This is a genomic window from Brevefilum fermentans (genome assembly GCF_900184705.1).
GTDB lineage: Bacteria > Chloroflexota > Anaerolineae > Anaerolineales > Anaerolineaceae > Brevifilum > Brevifilum fermentans.
This window is the reverse complement of sequence record NZ_LT859958.1, coordinates 329,731-354,386: the sequence shown is the minus strand read 5'-3', so window position 1 is coordinate 354,386 and position 24,656 is coordinate 329,731. Positions and strand designations below refer to the sequence as shown.

The window sequence follows — 24,656 nt, the reverse complement described above, 5'->3', positions numbered from 1 at the left end:
CTTTGTTCCTGAACGTTTGTCACTGCGAGCCCGTGACTGCGGAGCGTGCCTACCCGCTTTGTCACTGCGAGCTTGCAACTGCGGAGTGTGCCTGAGCGAAGCAAAAGGCAAGCACTCTCTCTATTACAGGTTAAGATTGCTTCGTTCCTCGCAATGACATCTAATTATGACCTTACGACTGCGGAGTGTGCCTGAGCGAAGCAAAAGGCAAGCAGTCTCTCTACTACAGATTGAGATTGCTTCGTTCCTCGCAATGACATCTCACTGGGGCGATTTACACGGTTTTTATCACACACAAAAATTGTACACCTGTCACAACCTGGCTGGGTGCTATAATGATGTTTTGAACACAGTTAACCCTGGAGAATCACATGAAATTCGAAGATCTAAACTGGATGCAGGTTGAGGAGTACCTGAAAACCGACGACCGGCTCATCCTTGTGCTGGGCGCTTGCGAACAGCACGGCTATCTGAGCCTGATGACCGATGTTAAAATCCCCATGGCGCTGGCAGAGGAAGCCTCGCGCCAGTCCGGTGTGCTTTTAGCGCCTCCGCTCAACTTTGGGTGCTCACCCTATTTCTTAACCTATCCCGGTACCATCAGCCTCAGGTTGCACACATTTCTGGACGTGGTAGAGGACATTTTGCGCTCACTGTATGGTGCGGGCTTCCGCCGGATATTAATCTTAAACGGGCATGGCGGCAACACCCCGGTCAAAACACACCTGGTGGAACTGCTCAACCAGCTTCCCGATCTGCTGTTGAGCTGGTATGCCTGGTGGACCACGGACACCGTTGCTGAAATTGCAAAAAAATATCAGTTGGATAGTGAACACGGCAGCTGGATGGAAGCCTTTGACTTCACCACGGTCACCGAGCTGCCAGATGGAATCAAGCCCATTCCGGATGTCGGTTATGCCCTCCTTGGCAAAGCCGCTACTCGAGAGATCTACCAAGATGGGGTTTACGGCGGCGCCTACAAAGCGGACCCAGCCATCATGGATGAACTATTCGCCGCCTGCCTGGCGGATGTGCTGAATTTGCTGAACTTTGCTGAAGAAAGACGCTAACTTGTAGTGAGCCTGGCTGTTTTTAAGCAGCAATACGGATAGATTGCCCCGGCTGAAGGCTGCGAACTCCACTTTTCGGGGCACGGTTTAGCCCCGCAATGTTATAATCAAGGGTAATTCGGATAAAGACCAAATACTGAAAGGCGGTTCTTTGCTATGTCTACTCCTCATCACGAAAAGAACATTGTAACTACCGATAGAGTCCCGAAAGCCATCGGACCGTATTCGGTGGGTGTGACCACCGGTACGCTGGTGTTTACAGCCGGTCAATTACCCATCGACGTGGCGACCGGCAAAATTGTTGAAGGTGGTATCCAGGCACAGACCAGGCAGGCACTCATCAATCTGCAAGCTGTTATCGAAGCTGCCGGCAGCAGTCTGGATCAGGTGATCAAAACGACGGTTTTCTTGCAGGATATGGGTGAATTTGCTTTGATGAACGAAGTGTATGCCTCTTTCTTCACCAGCAATTATCCTGCCCGCTCGGCTGTTCAGGTGGCTGCGCTTCCGCTCAACGCTGCTGTTGAGATTGAAGCCGTTGCGCTGCTGCCCTGAGAGCGTATCGAAAGCTAAACCACGGTATGTGCAAGACCATTTTCAAACCTGCAAAACATTCCGTTTGGTCATGACGGATCAGCATGTCATGAAACCTGGTTCTTCAATCAACCTCGCCTGAACACGCCCTGAGATTAGCAAATCACGCCTTGTAAATATGCCTGATTCAACCAAGAGCATCCAAACCTCGATCATTGTTCCCTGCTACAATGAGAAGGCGACCATTCACATCCTGTTGGACGCCCTGTACGAGCAAACCTATCCGCGCGACGCCATGGAGGTTGTGATTGCAGACGGCATGTCGAACGATGGCACCCTCGATGCGATCCAGGCCTGGAAAAACCAACACCCTGACCTTTCGGTGACCGTGGTGGAAAACCATGCCCGGGTTATCCCGGCGGCATTGAACACCGCCATCAAGGCCTCAAAGGGAGCCATCATTGTGCGACTGGATGCCCATTCCAGACCGGACCCGTATTATGTTGAAAGGTCGGTAACCGCGCTTGCTGAGGGGCGCGGACAGAATGTGGGTGGTGTATGGGATATCCAACCCGGCAGTGATCACTGGATGGCGCGCAGCATTGCCGTTGCGGCCGGTCACCCGATTGGTGTGGGTGATGCTAAGTATCGTTACAGTGACCAGGCAGGGTATGTCGATACGGTCCCGTTTGGCGCATTTACCCGCGAATTGCTAACACAGGTGGGCCTGTTCGATGAAACCTTGCTTTCGAATGAGGATTATGAATTCAATGCGCGCATCCGCCAGGCAGGTGGAAAGATCTGGTTCGACCCCCAGATCCGCACGGTATATTATGCACGACAAAACCTGGCAGAGTTGGCACGTCAATACTGGCGCTATGGGTTTTGGAAGGTGCACATGTTGAAGCGTTATCCCAGCACCATCCGCTGGCGCCAGGCTTTACCGCCATTGTTTGTGGCAGGTTTGGTCGTGCTGATCCTTCTATCCCCATTTACTCGCTGGGCGGGATATGGGTTGGCTGGCATCCTGGCAGTGTATTCAATCACCTTGTTTCTGGCGGGCTTACACCTCAGTGTAAAGCATAAAACAGTCGTATATGTGCTGGGCGCACCCCTGGCGATTGCCTGCATGCACCTTTCCTGGGGGGCAGGTTTCCTGTGGGGAATGATTTCACCACAACAAAGAAAAACAGGTTAAAATAACGCTTATGAACACCATCTCACGACCAAAACGTTGGCAGATGCGAACTTCCGAGCGTGTGGCGATCCTGATAATCGGCGATTTCCTGGTTGCAGCGTTAGCCCTGTTCTTTGCCTTGTATATCTGGGCTGCCGGTGATGCCTGGATGAAATTCTCCCTGGAGTTCATCATCGACAGGCCCCCATTGTGGTATTTTCTGCTACCTTTTATGTGGATCATATTGCTGGTTGAGCTTTACGACATTCATCGAGCCAGTAATCACCGCGAGACCTTTAAGGGCATTGGGCTTGCGACGCTGATCTTCACGCTGATCTATTTGTTGCTCTACTTCACCTCAGCGCCTAACTCCCTTCCCAGGCGTGGTGTGTCCGTTTTTATCTTCCTTGCTGCGGTGTTCACACTGGTGTGGCGGCTGATCTATATCCGCATGTTTACGGCACCGCATCTCCTGCGGCGTGTGCTAATTATTGGCGCCGGTAACGCCGGACAAACCCTGATCGACGTGATCGCAGACCTGTGGCCGCCGCCATTTTTCACGGTTGGATTGGTCGATGATGACCCCAAAAAACTTGGTGCAGAAATTGGCAAGTACTCCGTTTTGGGCAATTCACATCAACTGCTGGATCTCATCAACGAAAAACAGGTGACGGATTTAATCCTGGCGATCAGCGGAGAGATTAAGGGCAGTATGTTCCAGGCGATCCTATCCGCCCAGGAAATGGGCATCAATCTGTCACCGATGCCCCAGGTTTACGAGGAGCTTTTATCCCGGGTGCCGATTTTTTTATTGGAATCTGAATGGATAGTGCGGTCCTTTGTAGAAAAAACGCATACCAGTACGTTTTACCACCTTTCAAAAAGCCTGCTCGATTTTACAGGCGGATTGGTTGGCAGCTTGATCATGACCATATTTTTTCCTTTTATCAGCCTGGCGATCCTCCTTGAATCGGGCTTCCCCATCTTCTTTTCACAGGAACGCCTTGGACGAGGCGGTCAACCCTTTAAAATATTTAAGTTTCGCACCATGGAACGCGATGCTGAACGGGATGGCTTTGCGCGCATGGCAGAGGAAAACGACCAGCGTGTGACCAAAGTGGGGCGATTCCTGCGAAAAACGCATCTGGACGAATTACCACAGTTTATCAATGTGCTGCGTGGTGAGATGAGCATGGTTGGCCCCCGTGCAGAGCGCCCTGAAATGGTGGTAAACTTCCAGAAAGAAATCCCTTTTTACCGGGCGCGTTTACTGGTTAAACCCGGGATCACGGGCTGGGCGCAGATCAATTATGGCTATGCCGGCACCGTTAAAGAGACCGCCATCAAACTGGAATATGATCTATATTACATTGAACATCGCAGTCTGTTGATGGATATCTCAATTATTTTGCGAACGATTGGCACCGTCCTCGGCTTCAAAGGACAATAAACCCACAGGAAAAACACTCATGCATATTTTTGGTCGGAACGTCCGCAATCGTTATCTGTTTTTTGGGGATATTTTCTTATCTTTAGTTGCGGTACTGGCCAGCTATGTGGTTCGGCTGGAGTTGATCGCGATATTTCCTACCTATCAATACAGCATGCTCTGGATGGTTGCCATGGCAATCATCATCAAACCCCTCATGTACTATTTGTTTGGCATCTATCGTCATGTCTGGCGCTATGCCAGCATCCACGAGTTGGTGCTCATTTTCTCTGCGGTAACCACAGCATCGATGATCCTTTCAGCAGTTATGATCGGTTTACGCGCGGTAAATACGTTTTATGGATTTCCGCGCTCGGTTTTGGTCATCGATTGGTTGTTTTCGATGGGGTTTATCGGTGGTTCCCGGTTTCTCTTTCGCGTCCTGGCGGAAACAGCCAGTTTATCAAACGACAGGTCTTATCCCCATTCGAAACGGCGGAAAAGGGTCCTGGTGGTCGGCGCCGGTGATGCGGGGGCGATGGTTGTCAGGGAGATGTTGAAGAATCAACAATTAGCGATGATGCCAATCGGATTTCTGGATGACGATCCTTCTAAACAGAACAGCAAAATTCACGGCGTTCAGGTTTTGGCGCCGCTGGACGATATTGACCAGGTTTTGAAAAAACACTACGTTGATGAGGTGGTTGTGGCGATCCCCAGCGCCTCCGGCAAGGTGGTTCGGAAAGTAACCGAAGTCTGCCAGCTGCGCAACATCGCCTTCCGTACCATGCCCGGTATCTACGAGTTGCTGGGTGGAGTGGTGAATGTCAGTCGTCTGCGGGAGGTAGATATCTTCGATCTGCTGAGACGTGAGCCGGTGCGTATCGAAACCGATGCCCTTGGCGACGTCCTTGCAAACCGGGTGGTGATGGTCACTGGCGCAGGCGGCTCCATTGGGAGTGAACTTTGCCGACAAATTGCTCAGGTTTACCCGCGGCGGTTATTAGCATTGGGGCACGGCGAAAACAGTATTTTCAGCGTATTAAGCGACCTTAAAGAAAGTTTCCCCCACCTGGAAGTCATCCCGTTAATCGCAGATGTGCGTGACCTGCCGCGTCTGGAGGTCATATTTAATCGTTGGAAACCGGAGATCGTCTTTCATGCTGCGGCGCATAAACATGTGCCGTTAATGGAAACCAACATCGAAGAAGCGGTTACCAATAATGTGATTGGCACACAAAATGTCGTCAATTGTGCCCTAACGCATGACGTGCTGCGGCTGGTGATGATCTCTACAGACAAGGCGATCCGACCGATCAACGTGATGGGCGCCACCAAACGTATCGCAGAAATGCTGGTTTTAAATGCAGCCCGTTTGCATCAGCGCGCCTTTACGGTGGTCAGGTTTGGAAATGTATTGGGCAGCCGGGGCAGTGTGGTGCCGCGCTTCAAGCGACAAATTGCCGCTGGCGGTCCGATTACCATCACCCATCCCGACATGGAACGTTATTTTATGACCATTCCTGAAGCGGTGCACCTGGTATTGCAGGCTTCCACCATGAGCACCGGTGGTGAGAGCTATATCCTCGACATGGGGCAGCCTGTGCGCATCGTTGACCTGGCGGAAGATATGATCCGTCTTTCAGGGCTTGAACCCGGGCGGGATATCGAAATTGTATTCACCGGAATTCGGCCGGGTGAAAAGCTCACCGAAGACCTGTGGGACCTGGGTTTTGCCTATTCGCCCACCATCCATCCGGATATCAACCGCGTGGACAGCGAAGAAGTGCTCTCTACAGAGAAGCTAAATGCCATTGTTGAACAATTAGCTCAATTTGCTCGAGAAGGAAAACCCGACGCAATCCAGGCCCTCCTGAGTGAAGCAATCCCTGGCGCGGCAATCCAATCGATGGAACCCACTCTGGATTTGCTTGCGTAAAAGATAACACGATCAAAAATGGGGTAGGATCAAGTTGATACCACTGTTTTTTGCTTTGTCAGACCGTAAAGGAGATCATGCAATACCTGACACCGCAGGCATGGGACCGGTTTATTGAAAGCCATGCCGATGCCCACATTTTACAAACCAGGCCCTGGGGAGAGCTGAAATCAGCCTATGGTTGGAAACCTTACTATGTCCAGAATCAAGATCTGGGTGCGCTGGTTCTTTTCCGAAGACTTCCGCTGGGGTTAAGTATCGGGTACCTTCCGCGCGGCCCTGTTGGGAATGGGGACTGGGCAGCCTTTTGGACAGAAATTGATGCACTGTGCCGGAAAGAGCGGGCGGTCTTCCTGCGCGTGGAACCCGATATTTGGGAGCCCCTCCCGCCGGGATTCGCCCAGGAGCGCATGCCCGGGTTTGTTCAAGCCCACCAGACGATTCAACCCCCGCGCACGATCTTGATTGACCTGCAGCAGGATGATGACGCGCTCCTGAAGAGCATGAAACCAAAAACCCGCTACAATATCCGGCTGGCACAACGCAAAGACGTGATTGTTCAACCGAGCGATGATATCGGCAGCTTTCACCGTATGATGCTTACCACTGGCGAGCGTGACGCCTTTGGCGTTCATAGCCGGGATTATTACCAGCGTGCGTATGACATTTTTGCACCCCTCGACGCTTGCGTGCTGTTGATCGCTGAATTCAGGGGACAGCCCCTGGCAGGTTTGATGGTCTTCGCCCATGGCAGCACAGCCTGGTATTTTTACGGCGCTTCAACAAACGAGGAACGCAACCGGATGCCGTCCTACCTGTTGCAATGGGAGGCGATCCAGTGGGCAAAGCGCAAGGGATGTACCGTGTATGATCTGTGGGGCGTGCCAGATTACGCTGAGGAGGAGCTTGAGGAGGCTTTTCTCGATCGATCGGAAGGTTTGTGGGGTGTATACCGCTTTAAACGCGGTTTCGGCGGGCAGCTTTGTCGGACAATCGGTGCTTGGGATAAGGTTTACCAGCCCCTGTTGTACAAACTCTACCAGCTCTGGTCGGAGCGGGGCCAGCCTCAGTCTGCGACTTAAGGAGTTTTCTCTTGAAACGGGTTGAAATTCACAGTGCAGAGCAATGGAACACAGCCATAGCCCACCTCGAAGGGGCGCACGTCCTTCAAACCTGGCAATGGGGTCAGGTTAAAATGCGCTTTGGATGGGAAGCGTATCCACTGATATGGCAGGACGCGTCCGGAGAGGTTAGCGCTGCAGCTTTGCTCCTTTTGCGCAAGCTAACCCTGGCTGGTTTTGGTTTGCCCCTGAGCGTGGGCTATATCCCGCGCGGCCCGCTGCTGAAGTGGGATCAGGAAAGCCTGCGTCGCCAGGTTCTGGAGGACCTGGAGGAATTTACCCGTAAAAAACGCTCAATCTTTCTTAAAATTGATCCTGACCTCCCGTTGGGGTTTGGCATCCCGGGCGAGATAAGCGCTGAAGACCACCAGGTGGGGTTAGCAGTGCAGAATGAGTTGATCGCACGCGGCTGGGTTTTTTCAGAAGAGCAGATCCAGTTCCGCAATACCGTCACTGTTGACCTGACCGGGACGGAAGATGAACTTCTAATGCGTATGAAATCGAAGACACGCTATAATATTCGCCTGGCGGGACGCCGGGGTGTGAGAGTTCGACCGGGAGGCAGCGAAGATATCGACCTGCTCTACCAGATGTATGCACACACCGCCCTTCGGGACGATTTCACCATCCGTTCTAAGGCATATTACCAGGTTGTCTGGGATACTTTTTTCAAAGCAGGTTTGGCAGAACCCTTGATCGCCGAGGTAGAAGACCAGCCGGTCGGCGCGGTGGTCATTTTCCGATTTGGCAACCGCGCCTTGTACATGCACGGGATGTCTTTGGACGCCCACCGGGAAAAGATGTTCAATTATCTTCTGCAATGGGAAGCCATGCTGCGCGCCAGGGCAGCGGGCTGCCAACGCTATGATTTATGGGGCGCTCCCGACGAATTTACCGAAGATGATCCGCTGTGGGGTGTTTATCGCTTCAAAGATGGGTTTGGCGGACGGGTCGAACGCACCCTGGGCGCCTGGGATTTTCCGGTGCATTCGTTGCTTTATACTGGATATTGTCAAATCCTTCCCCGGATCTTGCAGGTGATGCGGACACGTGGGAAAAAATCTGTGCAAAGGAGCTTGAGCACATGAAACAACGTCTTAAACTGGCCCACTTACCCACCCCGATTGAGGCATTGCCGCACCTCTCTGCTGAATTGATGGGTCCAAACATAATCACCAAACGTGATGACCAGACCGGGCTGGCGTTTGGCGGCAACAAAACCCGAAAGCTGGAGTACCTGATTTACGAGGCGCAAGCTGCAGGCGCCGATACCCTGGTCACCGCCGGTGCGGTTCAATCCAACCACTGCCGGCAAACCGTTGCCGCAGCGGCACGTCTGGGCTTGAATTGCACCCTGGTGCTGTTTGGTGACCCGCCCAGCCCCCCGGACGGGAACCACTTTTTGTATTATCTGTTGGGAGCTGAGCTCGTCTTCACGGAAAGACCCCGTGTTCAGGATAAGCTGGAAGAAACCTTTCAAAATCTGAGGAAAGCGGGCAAGAAACCCTATTTGATCCCCTATGGGGGTTCAAACCCAACCGGTGCGCTGGGATATGTCAACGCCATGCTGGAACTTGCCGAACAGGGTTGCACCCCGGATTGGATTGTATTTCCCAGCTCATCCGGCGGAACCCAGGCAGGGATGCTGCTCGGCGCCCGGATGAGCGGGTTCCACGGTCAGATTTTGGGCATCAGCGTGGATGAGCCGGCTGAGCTTTTACAATCCCGTGTGGCCGAGTTAGCCTCGCAGGCGGCACGCACAATGGACGAACCGTATACGTTCACAGCCGGTGAAGTCCTGGTAAACGACGAGTACATCGGCGATGGCTATGCCATTATGGGTGCCCGTGAAATTGAAGCCATCCGCCTGTTTGCTGAACATGAAGCCCTGCTTTTAGACCCCGTCTATACCGGGCGCGCAGGGGCTGGTTTGATTGACCTGGTTCGTAAGGGCTTTTTCAAGCCCGAAGATACGGTTCTCTTTTGGCATACCGGCGGCGGTCCTGCTTTGTTTGCCAGCAAATATCAAAACCGATTAATTGATCTCGCTTGAATGGGTTCCTCAGGATGAATGGGGGTCGAACGTCTCAGACTGAGCGGTAAAACCAAAAAATCGGACTTGCTGACTCTTTGTGAAAATGGTATAATCCCCCCTTGCGTCTTTATAGATGAGGCATTATTTTTTGAAAGGCAAGGAACGACAAATGGACAAGACTGAACTGCTGAAATCAGTTGAAGCACCCGCAAACAGCAACATCCCGCAGCTTTCACCCGGGGATGCGGTTAGTGTTTATTTGAAAATTAAAGAAGGCGAACGAGAACGAATCCAGGTTTTTAAAGGGACTGTTTTATTTGTGCGCGGCAGGGGCAACGATGCGACTTTCACCGTGAGGCGCATCGCCAGCAACGGAATTGGTGTTGAGCGCACCTTTCTGATGCGCTCACCGCGAATTGAAAAGGTCGAGGTCGAACGACACTCAAAGGTGCGACGAGCCCGGCTGTATTTCCTGCGCGACCGTACTGGCAAGGCTGCCCGTCTGAAACAACGTTTTTAATGGCTCATCCGCCAGGTTTTTCCCTGGCAAGGATTCCCAGGAGATGACGCGCCTCATCGGGAAGCAACGTGAGCTGCTTCTGGATGGGGTGTTTTTATTTAGGAGAAAATCATGGCTCTTTTGCGACAACCTTTAATCGGCATCACCAGCGGTTTGGTTAACAATTCTTCCGAGGTGCCGGTTTGTCAGCTTGCTGATGCCTATATCAGGGCAGTATTGCGCGCAGGTGGAACCCCGCTGGTCATCCCGCTGGGGTTGGATGAGCGCCGGTTGACGGCGCTTCTCGATGTGCTGGATGGTGTAATCTTTTCCGGTGGGGGTGATATTGATCCGCAGCGTTACAATGGAGACCCTCACCCTGAGGTCTACGGCATCTCTCCTGAGCGTGACGAGCTGGAGTTTTTCCTGGTTCAGCGCTTGCTTGAGATGGATAAACCCTTGCTGACCATTTGCCGTGGGACCCAGGTGTTAAACGTTGCCCTTGGCGGTAGCCTCTACACTCATATTGCGGACCAATTACCAGGGGCGCTTAAACATGACTGGTTCCCCAAATTTTCCCGTGACAGGCTCTCGCATTCGGTCACCTTTGTCTCTGATAGCAGGCTCAATCAAATTTATGGGACGGATGAGATTCAAGTAAACAGCCTGCACCATCAGGGGATTTCCAGGCTGGGTGAAGGGCTCGTCGCTGCTGGTGTTGCACCGGATGGGCTGATGGAGGCACTGGAAGTTCCCTCGGCGAGCTTTGCTGTAGGTGTGCAGTGGCATCCGGAGTGTTTGACAGATGATGAAGGCTCACAAAATTTGTTCCAGGCGTTCGTTCAGGCTTGCCAGTAAACCGTTCAACAGCCTTAATATTCCTGTAAATTCGTTTAGAATGACCCTTTAAATTGGGAAAAACAACACCGGGGATGCCCTAATAGCGGCGCGCATCCCCGGTGAACCATTAATTCACATGGTGAAGGGTAAGTCCAGCAGATTATTCACTCATAAAAAACAGGGGCAAGTGATAACCATACTCAAATTCATAACCCGGAGTGTACAGGGCTGTTCTTTCGACGGTGGAATTACCCGCCCTGTCAACAGCCGTGAGCGAGAAAAGGAGCAATTGTTTTGGCGCCAGTTTGTCATAGGTGTACGAAGTTGTTGTCGGAGGAAGGTTGCTTACCAGCACTTGTTCAGCACCACCGTTGACCCTCACCGAGAGTGAATAATGCTTCAAACCCGAAAGCTGGTCACCACCCGTCCAGGTGATTGTTGCTGAGTTCTTTGTGAACGGTGACTGTAGATGGTTGATTGAAATCCAGGGGCTGGTTCCATCTACAATCGCATCGAAGACGACATCTACCCCCGTTTTACCGCCGGCATCGGTTACAAGGGCCAGGATGGCGTAATCATCGCCGTCAGCCATGCCGGTTGTGTTAATCGGTATCGTCCAACCACCGGTTTCGCTGATGTCCTTACCCAGGTACACCCAGGTACCATTTTCCCAATCTCGTCCATGGAACCAGAATTCGACAGAGGCAATAGCCCTGCCCATGCTGCCTTTGGCTACATTTGCGACCACATGACCGTTTTCCGGCAGAAATAATAACCCGTCTGTCTTAACCAGGCTGACCGATGGATTGGTATCGGTGGTGCTGCACTCAATATTTTTGATCAATGTGCGGGGTGTTAAAATGCCGGAGGGGTTACCCTTATTGTCCCAAACTCGTAATGCCACTTGGAAATGACCGTTGGGGATTGACGTTTTGCACAAATCTACCGTTGTTGTGAAAGGATTCTGTGTTTGTTCGCTGCCGATTTGGACCCAGGCACCATTATAATTTGCCAGGATTTCCAGTTTAACCACGCCAACGTTCTGCTGCCCCCACCCAGAAACACTCAGATTGCGATTAGTAACATAAGTTTCTGCCGAAGGAGCCGTTAATCCACCGGTGGGTGCTTTAGCAGGCTTATTGCCAGAAACATAGTAAGTCTTTCCAACGCCGCCATAGGTAGCGGCTTCATAGGCCAGGCGCGGGCGTCCACCCTGGGTTGCTTCATCCCAGTTGATGCTCACATCCCTGAAGGTGATATCCTCAGCCACTCCCCATACGGATTGCATTCCTTGAGAAAAATAACGTGTATCTTCGGTGACCACCATAAAGTGAACATGGTGTCCTGTGCTGTAGCCGGTGTTGTCCACATTGGCAATAAATTGACCCTGTGTGACAGGCGTTCCAACCTGTTTCAGGTGATTGGGGATGCTGTTGTTGGCAATATGCAGGTAGATCTGATACGTCCAGGGGGTGGTGGACTTATCCTGAAGCGTGATGCTGTTGGTACAGGACGGAGTGTTATTAGGGCATGAATCACGCCAGCGGAACACCGTGCCACCTTTTGCCGCCATGATGGGGAACATGGTGCCATCGGCGAAATCAAAGGCATGGGTACAGTAGTAGACCGGGGTACAGGATGAGTGACCAACCGACCAGGTGAGGCGTTTTTCAAGCCCTTCAGCCCAGGGCAAATAATATCCACCAAAAACCTTATTGGACTGGGCTTTCGCCTCCGAAATATGTAACAAGTCACCCTGAACGCTTTTTTCGGCGTATTGAAATTTGCTGAACGCCTCAATGAACTTGGGGTTATCTTCTAATAAAACATCCCAGCTGCCGTGTTCGTCGGCTATTGCCAGGGTCAGTTCTGGCTCGCGAGCCATTAATTCACCTGTCTCTGGATCCTCTGCGGACAGCCAAACGATCGCCATCTGACCATCATCCTGAATTTGGGTATGCTCAATCTGGTAATTAAATATTTTCCAATGCCCACTGGCGTCTTTCAGGGCAGATTCCACCGCCGAAATAAGGTCAGGGTTTGTCGAGACCGGGTCAGAAGGATCTGTTGGGCTTTCGGTGCCTTCTGAAAAGTCGTTAGAACCCTGGGTTGGAGGTGGATTGATCAATGTGATCGCAATCAATGTAGCCGATAATAAAATCAGTACAATGATGCCAAATTTAATCGATTTCGTCATAAGAAAAGCCTCTTTTCTAGCCTGTACGCTTTCTTGCCGTGGTAGCTCATTGCTGACCAGGTTGTTTTGGACTGATATCGTCGCCTTAACGATTGCAATATTTATGCCACTCAACAGAACTTGCGCCAAACACATTCTTAGTTTATGGCGAGTTTTCTAAATCCTTTTTTTGGGAACGCCAGTGAGCATTTAATTAAAACTTTGAAAATTCGTTCCAATCATCGTTTGAATTAATATCCATCTCAATGGCGTGAACGCGATGAAAATGGGGTCGTTCTTAATTCAGCGGCATTGTTAGGGGCGGATCTTTGCGGAGCAGTCATTGAACTGTATCCGCCCAACCCGAAAGTGCCCTGTAGACAGGGCAATCACCGTTCAATACCCTTGCCGGGGGCAGGAAATGCTATACGAAAGGTTGCCCCCTCGAATAGATATCATATTCATAAATGCGAAAAATCTAAATCTTCATTCACATACCGACCATTATCTACCATTTGTTTTTCAACACCCTCATGGAGTTGAACTTGCACTTATTCAAATTATGTGATACTATATCAATCCACAAACAATCATCACTGTTTCTTAGTTTCAGTTTAACAATAACTGAGTGGAAACGGCGGATTTTTTTTAATTATAACAATGAGGGGCGGTTCCCTGCAAAAAAATTATTAGATGGAAGGATAATTAAATGGCCAGTTCATATTTAACACGCGAAGGCTATGAAAAGTTGCAACAGGAGCTGGAATATCTTAAAACAGAAAAAAGGGTTGAAGTTGCAGATCGTTTGCGCGAAGCTTTAGAGGACGGCGAGTTAATTGAAAATGCTGAACTTGAAGCCGCTAAAAATGAGCAATCCTTTGTTGAAGGACGCATCAAAGAATTGGAGATTCTGCTCGCGAGTGCTTACCTGATCGACGAATCAACACAATCGGAGACTGTCCAGGTTGGATCTAAGGTAACGATTCAGGAAGAAGGTTTGGATCCGGAGGAGTACATGATTGTCGGCGCAGCCGAAGCAGACCCGCGCTTGGGGCGCATCTCTAACGAGTCGCCCCTGGGAAAAGCCTTGCTTAACCACAAAGTGGGTGATAGGGTCAAGGTTGAAGCCCCACGTGGCGAATTTGAAATTGAGATCCTCTCGGTCGGATGATTGATTGGCTATGACCGTTTTCACCCCGCCCGGCTGGACTGGTCGGGGTTTTTGTTTCTTATAGCGAGGAAGGGATTATGCTGGAAGACACATTTTCTGAACTTGAACAGGTGCGCCTGAAAAAATTGCGCACCCTGGAAGCCGCCGGGATTGACCCTTACCCCACACGTGCAGAGCAAACGCACACCAGCCAGGAGGCGATTGAGGCTTTCATTCAGGTGGAATCACAACCTGATGCATCTCCCATCCAGGTAACCGTAGCTGGACGTATCCGCTCATTACGTCCGATGGGCAAGCTGACCTTCGCCCATATCCAGGATCGGGATGGAAAACTGCAGCTCTTTTTCCGGGTGAACGATTTAGGTGAAGAAAAAATGGCTGAACTGAGCGCCTATTACGATTTAGGCGATTTCATTCAAGCCAGCGGTACCCTGTTTCGCACCAAACGCGGCGAGGTCTCGTTGCAAGTGGATGACTTCAAAATGCTTGCCAAAGCCCTGCGACCCCTGCCGGCAGCCAAAGATGAGGTCGTTGACGGAGAAATCGTCCGGCATGCCGTTCTCAGCGATCCCGAAACGCGCTATCGCCAGCGTTACGTGGACCTGGCCGTCAACCCCGATGTCCAGGAGATTTTCAAAATCCGATCGGCAACTGTGCGGGCGTTACAGAAATTCCTCGACGATCACGGCTTTATCGAAGTGGAAACCCCGATCTTACAGCCGATTTATGGTGGTGCCGCCGCGAAACCCTTCGTCACTCACCATAACCAACTCCACCAGGACCTTTATCTGCGGATTTCTTTTGAACTCTATCTCAAGCGGCTGCTGGTGGGCGGTTTGGAGCGTGTGTATGAGATCGGTCGCGACTTTCGCAATGAGGGCGTCTCCTATAAACACAACCCCGAATTCACCCAGCTGGAATTTTACTGGGCTTATGCCGATTACCTGATGGTGATGGATTTTACCGAACAGATGGTTGCCTTTGCCGCTGAAAAGGTTCTGGGAACGACCGTGGTCAACTTTAATGGGCATGAGATCAACCTGGCACCGCCCTGGCGACGCGTTGACATGCGCCAGGCTATCCTGGAGGCAATCGACATCGACATCGAACTGAACCCCACGGCTGAATCCTTGCAGGCGGCTTTGGAGGCCAGACAGATCAAGCATAAGCCGGGCATGACGCGCGGCAAACTGATTGATGCCCTGATCGGAGATTTTCTGGAACCCAACTTCATCCAACCGACTTTTTTATGCAACTACCCCAGGGATATCTCACCTTTGGCGAAAAGTATTCCCGGCAATCCAAGCGTGGTTGAGCGTTTCGAGGGTTTCGTTGGCGGTATGGAGCTGTGTAATGCCTTCACCGAGCTGAACAATCCCCTTGATCAGGAACAACGCTTTATTGAAATGGGTCGTGCCTATGCTGATGACGATGAAGAACAGCATCCCATGGATGATGACTTTGTCAACGCCCTCAGCTATGGCATGCCCCCTGCTGGCGGTTTTGGGATCGGGGTCGATCGGCTGGTAATGCTATTCACCGGGCGACGCAGCATCCGGGAAGTGATCCTGTTTCCGCACCTGCGCAGCCAGGATGCTGAGGGTCAGGGATAATCCGGAACCATCATCCTGCGCAGCTTGAGATTTTTTAACAAACGGCATAAGAAACTGCGAGCAAACATGGACGAAGGCGCACTGATTCAGGAAGCACTTGACGGCGACCTGAACGCCTTTAATACGCTGGTGCTGCACTACCAGGATATGGCTTATAACGTTGCCTACCGCATACTGGGTGAGTCTGGCGCAGCCGATGATGCCGCCCAGGAAAGCTTTATTTCCGCTTATCTAAAACTACATCAATATCGAGGGGGATCTTTCAAAGCCTGGTTGTTGAGGATTGTTACCAATTCCTGTTATGATGAGCTTCGCCGCCGCCAGCGTCAGCCTGTCGTCCCGCTAAAACCCGATCTACCCGATGGCGAAACCCTGGAAGATCCTTACTGGATTAAAGACGAAGCCCCCACTCCGGAAGAGCACAGTGAACGAGCAGAACTGCAAGCGGCTATTCAAAATTGTATCAACAAACTGGATCAAAAATTTCGCGTCATATTGGTGTTGGTGGATGTGGAAGGGCTGGATTACGACACAGCCGCCGAGATAGCCAGCACTAAAGTTGGCACGGTCAAAAGCCGCCTGGCCAGGGCGCGTGCACGGGTGCAGGATTGCTTACAGGAGTATTGGGAACTTTTGCCTGAAATCTTCCGTCATAAGGTTGAGGAAACATGAGGAAGACTGAAAGACAGCGCTCACGCGAACTGGAAATACTCTCTGCTTACCTGGACGGCGCACTTCATCCGCGCGATCACCAGGACCTTGTTGCGCGCCTCCAGCATGAACCCGAGTTGCAGGAACGCCTGGAACAATTGCGCAGAATTAAGCTGACGGTGGGCTATTTACCGCGTCTGCAAGCCCCGCGTCATTACACCCTGACCCCCGAAATGGTGACCCTGCAGAAACGGAGAAAATCTCCAATCTTGCAACCCTTGCGTTTAGCCTCAGCTCTGGCAGCGATCCTGCTGGTGGTTTTGTTGGGTGCAGAAACCCTGCTTTCCAGAATGCCTTTGACTCGCACCCCACTGGATTCCGCACCAATGACGAAAACCGTGGTGATGACGGATGAAGTCAGACCGAAACCGTTGATCATCTGGCAACAACCCGCAATGGGCGGGGCTGAAGCTCAATTCGCAGGACGAGGAGGCGACGCTGCGGTGATGATCGACACAGCTATGATGGCGGAATCCATGCCGGTTGGGATGGAGGAACCTGTTGAACAGGACATGCCAGCAGGGGAATTGACCCTGGCAGCAGCACCAGAAATGATGCTTGACGTAGCGCCTGAAATCATGCTGGAGGCAGAGTCGATATCGTCAACGGGTGCAGGTGTGGATACACTGGAAATTGTGGAAAATGCTGACCTGCACCTCATCCTGGGGATTAACCTGGAACAGGGCGGAGAAATCATCCACCGCAGCGGGGATTCCATAGACCTGTTAGCCACACAGCCAGCCTGGTGCCCAATCTTACGCGCACTGCAAATCGCCCTGGGAACTATTGCTCTGGGCAGCAGCCTGGCATGGTGGCTGCTCAGTCGGCGCCGCTAACCTGAGATTAACTTCAGTATTTATCTAATCCTCCCCCGTCCTTGTTTGACATAAGCTACCCTGCAAAGTATAATCCTCTTTCGTAAATTTGTATTGTGTTTTTGGAGAAGAAGCGCCATGGAACAAGTAAAAGAGGTTAAGGCAAAGGAGCGCTATACGGGGACGGTGCTTAAGACCACGCTGCAGGGAGCGCTGGTTAATATCGGAAGTCAGATCCCTGCATTCATCCACATTTCCCAGGCTGTCAGAAAAGACGACCCCGGAAAACCACTCAACTCGATTGAAGAAGTACTGGTGGAAGGTCAGCAAGAGGATTTTTGGGTCAAGCGTGTCCGCAAAGACCGCATCGAATTGACCATGAAAGAACCTATCAAGTTGGAATGGCGCGAGATCAAACCGGGCATGACGGTTACAGGCACCGTGATCCGCCTGGAGACTTTTGGCGTCTTTTTGGAAATTGGCGCAGAACGCCCCGGGCTGATCCATATCAGTGAGCTTTCTCACAGCTATGTGCGCACCCCTGGCGAAGTGGTTCGCGAAGGTGATGAGATTGACGCCCAGGTGCTGGAGGTCAATCGGCGCAAGAGGCAGATTAAACTCAGTGTTAAAGCTCTTCTTGAAGTACCGGCACCCCCGGAAGAGGAACCGCAAGCCAGCGATAAAGAAAAACCAGAAGAAGAACCGGAACCCGAACCGGAGTTGACGGCCATGGAAATTGCCTTGCGCCAGGCGCTGGAAAAATCTGAAAGCAACGAAGCTTCTCACTCAAAACAAAAACCACGCAAAAAGAAGGACACAGAGTCAGACCAGGATGAAATTCTCGCACGGACTCTGGAGAAAAAATTTGGCAAGGACGCGTAATTCACACCCTGTATCTGCGAAAGTGGGGCACAGCAAAAACGATTAGTTTTTTCGGGGAGGTGCCGGAGAAGGATGGGCTCTCCCCTTAGCTTTTAATTTAGAAGTGTTTTTGAGGTTGACGCATTGATCTGGATTGGGTGTTGGAGGCAGGATGAGTTCGAAGTACATTTTTATCACTGGCGGTGTATTAAGCTCAATCGGTAAGGGAGTCACCGCAGCGGCAGTTGGTCGCCTTTTAAAGGCGCGCGGCTTTTCAGTGGCTATCCAAAAACTGGATCCTTATATCAATGTAGACCCCGGGATGATGAGCCCCTACCAGCATGGCGAGGTGTTTGTTCTGGATGACGGTTCGGAAACTGACCTTGATTTAGGTCATTATGAACGTTTTGTCGATATCCGCTTGAGCAAAGTGTGTAATTTTACTTCCGGGCAGGTGTACGCCGAGGTGATCCAACGCGAGCGGCGCGGTGATTTTCTCGGAGGCACAATCCAGGTGGTTCCCCACATCACCAACGAGATTAAACGTCGTGTCGTCCTGGTCGGTCAGGAAACTGGGGCTGACATTGTCCTGGTTGAGGTGGGTGGTACCGTGGGCGATATTGAGGGTTTACCCTTCTTCGAGGCGATTCGGCAGGTACGTCTTGACCTGGGGCGGGAGAACACCGCTTACATGCACGTGACATGGCTGCCCCACATTGGTGCCACGGGCGAACTTAAAACCAAGCCCACCCAGCACTCCGTGCGGGAACTGCGTTCGATTGGCATCATCCCGGATGTGATCGTTGCCCGGGCAGACTTACCCATCGGCACCGACCTGCAGGAAAAAATTGCCCTGTTCTGCGATGTAAAAGCCAGCGCGGTGATCCCGATTGTGACCACCCCCATCCTTTACGAAATCCCCTTAAGCATTGAAAAAACCGGTGTGGCAGACTTGTTGCTAAAACTGCTTGACCTGGAACCCAAACAACAACCCGATTTGCAGGAATGGGAAAACCTGATCGAAAAGATCAAACAACGGAAACCGGTCGTCAAGGTCGCTCTGGTGGGAAAATATGTTGAATTGCGTGATGCTTATATCAGCGTCAGGGAAGCGCTTAAACACGCGGCGATCGCTAACGACGTGGTAGTGGAAATCGTCTGGGTGCAATCCTCAGACCTGGACAAGGATGACAGCCTGGAGATTTTACGCCAGGTGGATGGCATCGTGGTGCCCGGCGGTTTCGGCAGCCGCGGTATTGACGGTATGATCAGGGTGGCCAACTATGCCCGCGTGAACCAGGTGCCCTACCTGGGTTTGAGCCTGGGCATGCAGGTGATGGTGATCGATTTCGCGCGGGATGTGCTGCAACTGGAAACTGCCAATTCATCTGAATTTGATCCCAGTACCCCGGCGCCGGTGATCGACCAGATGACCGATCCCCATTATTTAACTGAAAAAAGCGGTACCATGCGCCTGGGGCTGTACCCCTGTCAACTGCAAACGGGTACAATTGCACACCAGGCTTACCAAAAAGATCGCGTGGAAGAGCGGCACCGTAACCGGTTTGAGGTGAATAATGAATATCGCCCGGCATTAGAACAGGCTGGTTTGATCTGTTCGGGGATCTCACCGGACGGAAAGCTGGTTGAAATTATCGAGATCAAAGATCATCCCTTCATGTTGGGGACGCAATTTCATCCCGAGTTTCTCTCAAGGCCAAACCGCCCTCACCCCTTATTTGATGCCTTTATTCGAGCAGTCAATCAAAAAGCAGAAATCGATCAGTGAAATGAAGATACAAACTTTGCCTCGCAGAATAAACAACAATCTAACCCTTATTGTATTGGTGTGCATCCTTGGGCTTGTACTGTCGGCCTGTCAACCTGAAGCGACTGCAGAGGAAGTCTGCCAGATTGATTTAGAAACCGGGGAATATGCCGAAGGTTGTATTCCTCCCCCCGGCGAAGATGAAATAGAAGCTCAGGCTTACCCGGTTGAGCAAAGCCTTACGAGCAGTCAGGGTGAGACCAGCTATCCCGTCGGCGAAGATAAGCTCTCATGGTTATTGAAGACCTGGCGGTTGACGGATTTTGCTGAGAACGGCGAGCCATCTAAGCCGCCTTTCAGGTTTCTGACTTTTTACAAGGACGGCACTTATGCCATCGCCACAGAGCCCGATTTGATCACCGGGGATTGGGAGTTGGTGCTCACACCTGATGAAGCGACCCTGATTTTGGACCCTGGTACACAGAATGAGGTACAGTATCAGGTCGTCACCCTGGAAGAAGCGCTGCTTAATCTGCGCACCTGGCAGGATGATGTACAAATTGATGAAGGTTACCAACCAGACGATTCCGGCTGTGTTTGTGATTAATACAAAAATTTTTTATAGAAAGATATGAGATCGATAATGGATACAATGATAATTTCAGTCAAAGCAATTGAAGTACTCGACTCTCGAGGCAATCCCACTGTGGAAGTGGAAGTTGTTCTTGGGGATGGCAGTTGGGGTCGAGCGATCGTGCCCTCCGGTGTATCGACCGGCACGCATGAAGCGCTTGAACTGCGCGATGGAGACCCACAGCGCTATCTGGGCAAGGGCGTCACCCAGGCTGTGAATAATGTCAATACCCGCATTGCAGAGGCGTTGGTCGGGATGGACGCTGTTGAGCAAATGGCGATCGATATGATCATGCTGGCGCTGGATGGGACGCCCAGCAAGAGCGTCCTGGGCGCCAATGCGATCATGGGCACCAGCCTGGCCGTGGCAAAGGCAGCTGCAAGCGCCGTGGGCATGCCGCTGTATCGTTACCTGGGCGGGACATACGCTCACACCCTGCCAGTGCCGATGATGAACATCCTCAATGGAGGATTGCATACCGGTTGGGAAACCACCGATGCACAGGAGTTCATGGTGATGCCCCTCGGTGCGCCCAGCTTTGCCGAAGGCTTGCGTTGGGGTGCGGATATTTACCACTCCTTGAGAAACGTCATCAATAAAAAAGGTTATAGCGGTTTGATCGGCGATGAGGGCGGATATGCCCCGGCAGTCAGGACCAACGAAGAAGCCGTTGAAATCATTTTAGAAGCCATCGAAAAGGCAGGCTATCGACCAGGCGAACAGGTGGCGATTGCCCTCGACCCGGCAGCCTCTGAATTTTATGATGAAAAAGAAGGGATTTACTTCTTGCGCACGGAAAACCTCAAACTGTCCAGCCAGGAAATGGTTGGCTTCTGGATGGATTGGATCAAAAAATATCCGATCGTGTCCATTGAAGACGGGCTTGCCCAGGACGACTGGGAGGGTTGGAAGCTGATGACTGAAGTAGCCGGTGATCGTATTCAAATCGTGGGCGATGACTTGCTGGTGACCAATGCATCCCGGGTCAAGCGAGCGATTTCTGAAAAAGCCTGTAATTCATTGCTGGTGAAGATCAACCAGATCGGCACGCTGACGGAAGCCATGGAAGCCATGACCCTGTGCCAGCACCACGGCTGGACTGCGGTCGTCTCTCACCGCTCGGGTGAGACGGAAGACGCCACAATTGCCGACCTGGCGGTGGCGATGAATACCGGTCAGATTAAAACCGGCGCCCCTGCTCGTTCTGACCGGGTAGCCAAGTACAATGAACTGCTGCGCATTGAAGCAGAGCTGGGCAGCACAGCCCGGTATGCCGGCTGGAATGCCTTAAAACACTAATCTGCAGCAGCTTGACCTGTTAATTCACTCAAAGAGGCGCCCGACAAGGCGCCTCTTGTGGTTTTTTAAATAGGCGTTGACAAATCCCGGGTTTCGCTGTTTAATCAATAGTGAGCAAAGGCTTTATAACAACCGATTTTATCGACCTGCTCGTAGGAGTAAAGATGAAACCCCGTTTGTATTTCTTGGTGTTAGTTGCCCTTTTTCTCGCCACCCTGGCTTGCAACATCCCATGGGCACCAGTCCTGGAAACCCCACCCCCTGAACCCACTGTGGCGATCACAGTTGTCGAACCAACGCCCCTGCCCCCAACGGAGACGCTGGAGCCAGCCGAACCAACACCCCTGCCCCCAACGGAGACGTTGGAGCCGGAACCGCCGCCAGCAACCCTCACGGTAGAACCCACCCCGGAATTTTTTGCCTGCTCTCAGGAGATGCTTCCCGGAATAGCTTTCGGTGTTGAATTCTGCTACCCGAAGGTGTATAGCAACGGCTTTTCACAGAGCCTGATTCCTGAGTTTCGGCCGGAGGGTGGTGATCCACCCGCTATGGACAGTCACCCCGATATGATCGAAATAATTTTAACCGGGTACCCGGTTTCCAACGTATACCACCGTCCTGCCGTTCGAATCTATCCCGTTCAGGGGTATATGGCTCTGAATCCTTATATCCAAAACATGGTCATTGAACTGCAAGCTTTGCTGAACAGCGGCGACCTCCATCCAACCGGTAGCATCCCCTTTGTGCCCATTTTCAATGCGGCGCAGATGATGCGCGCTCAGATTAAATACCTGGATTTTCAGAATGGGAAGGGCGTGCGCTTCATCACCCAGTATGGTCAGGCTGCCGTGCCGATCAGCAATGATAGCGCTTTTTATGCTTTTATCGGGCTGACGGATGACGGCGCCTACTTCCTCTCGGCCACCATGCCGATTGCCCATCTGTGGTTTGTGGACGATGGGTTAATCGAACCGGCAGAAGGCTGGTCGGCGTTTTCAGAATATTTTGAAATTTACATCGCCGAAGTGGAGGCGGGCATGCTCACCCAGCCCGCTGACGCTTTCACCCCGGACCTGACGCACCTGGATGCGATGATGGAATCCTTTTTAATTCCACCGGGTGTCATTCCCTGAAAATCGTCACACGCTTTTCGGCTTTTTGTGGAACCCAAACCTTCGTAAGACCATGAGGGCACAGAGAATGCTGCGCGAAGTGGGATCATTTTTCATAATTCCAGTACAATAGACCCATGTCTGCATCTCTTCAAGCCCTGGAACAAGAAATCATCACCTGTCGGAAGTGTCCGCGCCTGGTCGCCTGGCGCGAAGAAGTGGCTCGCATCAAGCGCAAAGCCTACCAGGACCAGACCTACTGGGGCAAACCGGTGCCCGGCTTTGGGGACTCTGACGCCAGAATCATTGTGGTGGGACTGGCTCCCGGCGCACATGGCTCCAACCGCACCGGGCGCATGTTCACCGGCGACGCCAGCGGCAAATTTCTTTATGCGGCTTTGCACCGCGCGGGGTTTGCCAACCAAACCGAATCCAGCCAGCGAGACGACGGACTGGCGTTACAGGACGTGTTTATCACCGCGGTGTGCCGCTGTGTGCCGCCCCAGAACAAACCCACTGCTGAAGAAATTAAAAATTGCCTGCCCTGGCTGCAGGCTGAAATCAACCTGCTGACTCATGCGGAGGGCTTCGTCGCCCTGGGGAAGGTGGCTTTTGATACCCTCGTGCGCATGCATCGCAGCGAGGAGCACCCGGACCACAAACCGGTCTTCGGGCATAACGCCTTTTACCGGCTGGGCGACGGTCTGCCCTGGCTGCTGGCATCCTATCACCCCAGCCAGCAGAACACCCTCACCGGCAGGTTGACTGAAGCGATGTTTGCTGAGGTGTGGGAAAATGTGAGGCGTTTAGGGATTGGGGATTAGGAATGATGTACTGCGGAAGTATTACAGGTCATTTCTTCCCCATATTTCGATAATACGATCATCTTGAGCTGTCCCGTATTTCAACTGCACATCAAAAGCAACTTTTTCCTGATCCCTAACCCCTATTTCCTGATCCCTGATCCCTGATTCCTATTTCCTGATCCCTGATTCCTACTTCCCATAACGCTTATAAAACGCTTCGATCACGTCAAGAAATTCACGCGGCAAATAAGGATAAGCCTTCTGGGCAATGTCATTGGGGACGCCGTAATAAGCCTCGGCGATCCCGCCAGTGATGCAGGCGATGGTGTCGCTATCCCCACCGATGGAGATCGCCTTGCGGATGGCGTCTTCAAATCCCGTCGATTCGAGAAAAGCGGTGATCGCCTCGGGCACGGAACCCTGGCAGGAGACGTCGAAGGTATAGCCCGGACGGATCTCGTCCAACCTGCGCAACAGGTCATAACCGCAGTAGTTGGTAATCGCTGCCCGAATTTCTTCCAGGGGAGTCTTCTGCCGGGCAAGCAGGACAGCCAGTGCGGTCGCCTGGGCGCCCTTGATCCCCTCGGGGTGGTTGTGGGTCACCACGGCGCTTGCCTCTGCCTCTGCCAAGACCTCATCGACGGTGTTGAAGGCAAACCCCACCGGGCTGACCCGCATCGCCGAGCCATTGCCCCAGCTATTGTAGGGCTGAGGGTTATCGGAGTATATCCAATTGGAAAAGTAGCCGCCGTATCCCCGTCCGGGGTAGCGCCGGGCGAAATCCTGATACGCCTCAGTGTAGCCTGTGCCGGTGAGCAGCGCGCTGGCTGTCGCCACGGTGAGCACCGAATCATCCGTAAAGAAGCATTCGGGTTTCAGAAATTCAAATTGAGTGCTTTTGATATTTCTCCATTCATAAACTGAACCGACCAGGTCACCAATAAGTGCACCGAGCATGAGACCTCCTTGCTTTGGGGCTGATTTATGTGATAGGGAAATTATAATCGGATTGTTGAAGATGAAAAGAAGGTGTTGAAAAGATACCT

At 52.0% G+C, this 24,656-nt stretch carries 22 protein-coding genes; 20 read left to right on the top strand and 2 right to left on the bottom strand.

What is annotated here, in order from left to right; translation table 11 throughout:
• Positions 1-371: 371 nt before the first annotated feature.
• The 10 genes from CFX1CAM_RS01570 (at position 372) to CFX1CAM_RS01525 (ending at position 10,662) form a co-directional block, all read left to right on the top strand.
• The gene (locus CFX1CAM_RS01570; RefSeq protein ID WP_087861324.1) at positions 372-1,070 is read left to right on the top strand and encodes a creatininase family protein; all 699 of its coding nucleotides are present in this window, start codon (positions 372-374) and stop codon (positions 1,068-1,070) included.
• A gap of 156 nt (positions 1,071-1,226) precedes the next feature.
• Positions 1,227-1,625 (top strand): RidA family protein, encoded by a 399-nt coding sequence (locus tag CFX1CAM_RS01565; RefSeq protein WP_087861323.1) that lies wholly within the window; start codon positions 1,227-1,229, stop codon positions 1,623-1,625.
• Between the two features lie 157 nt (positions 1,626-1,782).
• Positions 1,783-2,802, top strand: a complete 1,020-nt coding sequence (locus tag CFX1CAM_RS01560) for a glycosyltransferase family 2 protein (protein ID WP_231940996.1) — start codon at positions 1,783-1,785, stop codon at positions 2,800-2,802.
• A gap of 10 nt (positions 2,803-2,812) precedes the next feature.
• Positions 2,813-4,231 carry a sugar transferase gene (locus CFX1CAM_RS01555; RefSeq protein WP_087861322.1) on the top strand — a complete coding sequence of 473 codons (1,419 nt, stop codon included), beginning with the start codon at positions 2,813-2,815 and terminating at the stop codon, positions 4,229-4,231.
• Positions 4,232-4,250: 19 nt separating this feature from the next.
• Positions 4,251-6,149 (top strand): polysaccharide biosynthesis protein, encoded by a 1,899-nt coding sequence (locus CFX1CAM_RS01550; RefSeq protein WP_087861321.1) that lies wholly within the window; start codon positions 4,251-4,253, stop codon positions 6,147-6,149.
• A 77-nt stretch (positions 6,150-6,226) separates the two neighbouring features.
• Positions 6,227-7,231, top strand: coding sequence for a lipid II:glycine glycyltransferase FemX (locus CFX1CAM_RS01545; RefSeq protein ID WP_087861320.1), 1,005 nt, complete (start codon positions 6,227-6,229; stop codon positions 7,229-7,231).
• 11 nt (positions 7,232-7,242) lie between these two features.
• Positions 7,243-8,358, top strand: coding sequence for a lipid II:glycine glycyltransferase FemX (locus CFX1CAM_RS01540; RefSeq protein ID WP_087861319.1), 1,116 nt, complete (start codon positions 7,243-7,245; stop codon positions 8,356-8,358).
• A complete protein-coding gene (locus CFX1CAM_RS01535; protein WP_087861318.1) occupies positions 8,355-9,323 on the top strand; it encodes a D-cysteine desulfhydrase family protein in 969 nt (322 codons plus the stop codon). The genes CFX1CAM_RS01540 and CFX1CAM_RS01535 overlap by 4 nt, the downstream gene beginning before the upstream one ends.
• Positions 9,324-9,474: 151 nt before the next feature.
• The gene (gene rplS, locus CFX1CAM_RS01530) at positions 9,475-9,825 is read left to right on the top strand and encodes a 50S ribosomal protein L19 (RefSeq protein WP_087861317.1); all 351 of its coding nucleotides are present in this window, start codon (positions 9,475-9,477) and stop codon (positions 9,823-9,825) included.
• Between the two features lie 111 nt (positions 9,826-9,936).
• Entirely contained in the window at positions 9,937-10,662 is a 726-nt protein-coding gene (locus CFX1CAM_RS01525; RefSeq protein ID WP_087861316.1) for a gamma-glutamyl-gamma-aminobutyrate hydrolase family protein, read from the top strand.
• A gap of 142 nt (positions 10,663-10,804) precedes the next feature.
• Here CFX1CAM_RS01525 and CFX1CAM_RS01520 read toward each other — a convergent pair whose 3' ends face one another.
• Positions 10,805-12,841: a peptidoglycan DD-metalloendopeptidase family protein gene (locus CFX1CAM_RS01520; protein WP_157891636.1), complete on the bottom strand. Its 2,037-nt coding sequence runs from the start codon at positions 12,839-12,841 to the stop codon at positions 10,805-10,807.
• 688 nt (positions 12,842-13,529) lie between these two features.
• Between CFX1CAM_RS01520 and greA the strand changes: the two genes are divergently transcribed.
• The 10 genes from greA (at position 13,530) to CFX1CAM_RS01470 (ending at position 23,628) form a co-directional block, all read left to right on the top strand.
• Positions 13,530-13,991, top strand: a complete 462-nt coding sequence (gene greA, locus CFX1CAM_RS01515) for a transcription elongation factor GreA (protein ID WP_087861314.1) — start codon at positions 13,530-13,532, stop codon at positions 13,989-13,991.
• Between the two features lie 77 nt (positions 13,992-14,068).
• Complete coding sequence (gene lysS / locus CFX1CAM_RS01510) at positions 14,069-15,604, top strand: lysine--tRNA ligase (RefSeq protein WP_087861313.1); 1,536 nt, start codon at positions 14,069-14,071, stop codon at positions 15,602-15,604.
• Positions 15,605-15,670: 66 nt separating this feature from the next.
• A complete protein-coding gene (locus CFX1CAM_RS01505; protein WP_087861312.1) occupies positions 15,671-16,276 on the top strand; it encodes an RNA polymerase sigma factor in 606 nt (201 codons plus the stop codon).
• Positions 16,273-17,151, top strand: coding sequence for an anti-sigma factor family protein (locus CFX1CAM_RS01500; RefSeq protein WP_087861311.1), 879 nt, complete (start codon positions 16,273-16,275; stop codon positions 17,149-17,151). The genes CFX1CAM_RS01505 and CFX1CAM_RS01500 overlap by 4 nt, the downstream gene beginning before the upstream one ends.
• A gap of 117 nt (positions 17,152-17,268) precedes the next feature.
• Positions 17,269-18,012: a S1 RNA-binding domain-containing protein gene (locus CFX1CAM_RS01495; protein WP_087861310.1), complete on the top strand. Its 744-nt coding sequence runs from the start codon at positions 17,269-17,271 to the stop codon at positions 18,010-18,012.
• A gap of 151 nt (positions 18,013-18,163) precedes the next feature.
• Entirely contained in the window at positions 18,164-19,780 is a 1,617-nt protein-coding gene (locus CFX1CAM_RS01490) for a CTP synthase (protein ID WP_087861309.1), read from the top strand.
• 1 nt (position 19,781) lies between these two features.
• Positions 19,782-20,366 (top strand): hypothetical protein, encoded by a 585-nt coding sequence (locus CFX1CAM_RS01485; RefSeq protein WP_087861308.1) that lies wholly within the window; start codon positions 19,782-19,784, stop codon positions 20,364-20,366.
• 36 nt (positions 20,367-20,402) lie between these two features.
• Positions 20,403-21,692, top strand: coding sequence for a phosphopyruvate hydratase (gene eno, locus CFX1CAM_RS01480; protein WP_087861307.1), 1,290 nt, complete (start codon positions 20,403-20,405; stop codon positions 21,690-21,692).
• Positions 21,693-21,856: 164 nt separating this feature from the next.
• The gene (locus CFX1CAM_RS01475) at positions 21,857-22,825 is read left to right on the top strand and encodes a hypothetical protein (RefSeq protein ID WP_087861306.1); all 969 of its coding nucleotides are present in this window, start codon (positions 21,857-21,859) and stop codon (positions 22,823-22,825) included.
• A gap of 116 nt (positions 22,826-22,941) precedes the next feature.
• The gene (locus CFX1CAM_RS01470; RefSeq protein WP_087861305.1) at positions 22,942-23,628 is read left to right on the top strand and encodes a uracil-DNA glycosylase; all 687 of its coding nucleotides are present in this window, start codon (positions 22,942-22,944) and stop codon (positions 23,626-23,628) included.
• Positions 23,629-23,799: 171 nt separating this feature from the next.
• Here the strand turns inward: CFX1CAM_RS01470 and CFX1CAM_RS01465 are convergent, their stop codons facing one another.
• Positions 23,800-24,567, bottom strand: a complete 768-nt coding sequence (locus tag CFX1CAM_RS01465) for an ADP-ribosylglycohydrolase family protein (RefSeq protein WP_087861304.1) — start codon at positions 24,565-24,567, stop codon at positions 23,800-23,802.
• Positions 24,568-24,656: the final 89 nt, after the last annotated feature.

Excerpts from the sequence above, each read along its gene's own strand:
- CFX1CAM_RS01570 (WP_087861324.1), top strand. The coding sequence starts at position 372 with ATGAAATTCGAAGATCTAAACTGGATGCAGGTTGAGGAGTACCTGAAA.
- CFX1CAM_RS01565 (WP_087861323.1), top strand. The coding sequence starts at position 1,227 with ATGTCTACTCCTCATCACGAAAAGAACATTGTAACTACCGATAGAGTC.
- CFX1CAM_RS01560 (WP_231940996.1), top strand. The coding sequence starts at position 1,783 with ATGCCTGATTCAACCAAGAGCATCCAAACCTCGATCATTGTTCCCTGC.
- CFX1CAM_RS01555 (WP_087861322.1), top strand. The coding sequence starts at position 2,813 with ATGAACACCATCTCACGACCAAAACGTTGGCAGATGCGAACTTCCGAG.
- CFX1CAM_RS01550 (WP_087861321.1), top strand. The coding sequence starts at position 4,251 with ATGCATATTTTTGGTCGGAACGTCCGCAATCGTTATCTGTTTTTTGGG.
- CFX1CAM_RS01545 (WP_087861320.1), top strand. The coding sequence starts at position 6,227 with ATGCAATACCTGACACCGCAGGCATGGGACCGGTTTATTGAAAGCCAT.
- CFX1CAM_RS01535 (WP_087861318.1), top strand. The coding sequence starts at position 8,355 with ATGAAACAACGTCTTAAACTGGCCCACTTACCCACCCCGATTGAGGCA.
- rplS (WP_087861317.1), top strand. The coding sequence starts at position 9,475 with ATGGACAAGACTGAACTGCTGAAATCAGTTGAAGCACCCGCAAACAGC.
- CFX1CAM_RS01525 (WP_087861316.1), top strand. The coding sequence starts at position 9,937 with ATGGCTCTTTTGCGACAACCTTTAATCGGCATCACCAGCGGTTTGGTT.
- CFX1CAM_RS01520 (WP_157891636.1), bottom strand. The coding sequence starts at position 12,841 with ATGACGAAATCGATTAAATTTGGCATCATTGTACTGATTTTATTATCG.
- greA (WP_087861314.1), top strand. The coding sequence starts at position 13,530 with ATGGCCAGTTCATATTTAACACGCGAAGGCTATGAAAAGTTGCAACAG.
- lysS (WP_087861313.1), top strand. The coding sequence starts at position 14,069 with ATGCTGGAAGACACATTTTCTGAACTTGAACAGGTGCGCCTGAAAAAA.
- CFX1CAM_RS01505 (WP_087861312.1), top strand. The coding sequence starts at position 15,671 with ATGGACGAAGGCGCACTGATTCAGGAAGCACTTGACGGCGACCTGAAC.
- CFX1CAM_RS01500 (WP_087861311.1), top strand. The coding sequence starts at position 16,273 with ATGAGGAAGACTGAAAGACAGCGCTCACGCGAACTGGAAATACTCTCT.
- CFX1CAM_RS01495 (WP_087861310.1), top strand. The coding sequence starts at position 17,269 with ATGGAACAAGTAAAAGAGGTTAAGGCAAAGGAGCGCTATACGGGGACG.
- CFX1CAM_RS01490 (WP_087861309.1), top strand. The coding sequence starts at position 18,164 with ATGAGTTCGAAGTACATTTTTATCACTGGCGGTGTATTAAGCTCAATC.
- CFX1CAM_RS01485 (WP_087861308.1), top strand. The coding sequence starts at position 19,782 with ATGAAGATACAAACTTTGCCTCGCAGAATAAACAACAATCTAACCCTT.
- eno (WP_087861307.1), top strand. The coding sequence starts at position 20,403 with ATGGATACAATGATAATTTCAGTCAAAGCAATTGAAGTACTCGACTCT.
- CFX1CAM_RS01475 (WP_087861306.1), top strand. The coding sequence starts at position 21,857 with ATGAAACCCCGTTTGTATTTCTTGGTGTTAGTTGCCCTTTTTCTCGCC.
- CFX1CAM_RS01470 (WP_087861305.1), top strand. The coding sequence starts at position 22,942 with ATGTCTGCATCTCTTCAAGCCCTGGAACAAGAAATCATCACCTGTCGG.
- CFX1CAM_RS01465 (WP_087861304.1), bottom strand. The coding sequence starts at position 24,567 with ATGCTCGGTGCACTTATTGGTGACCTGGTCGGTTCAGTTTATGAATGG.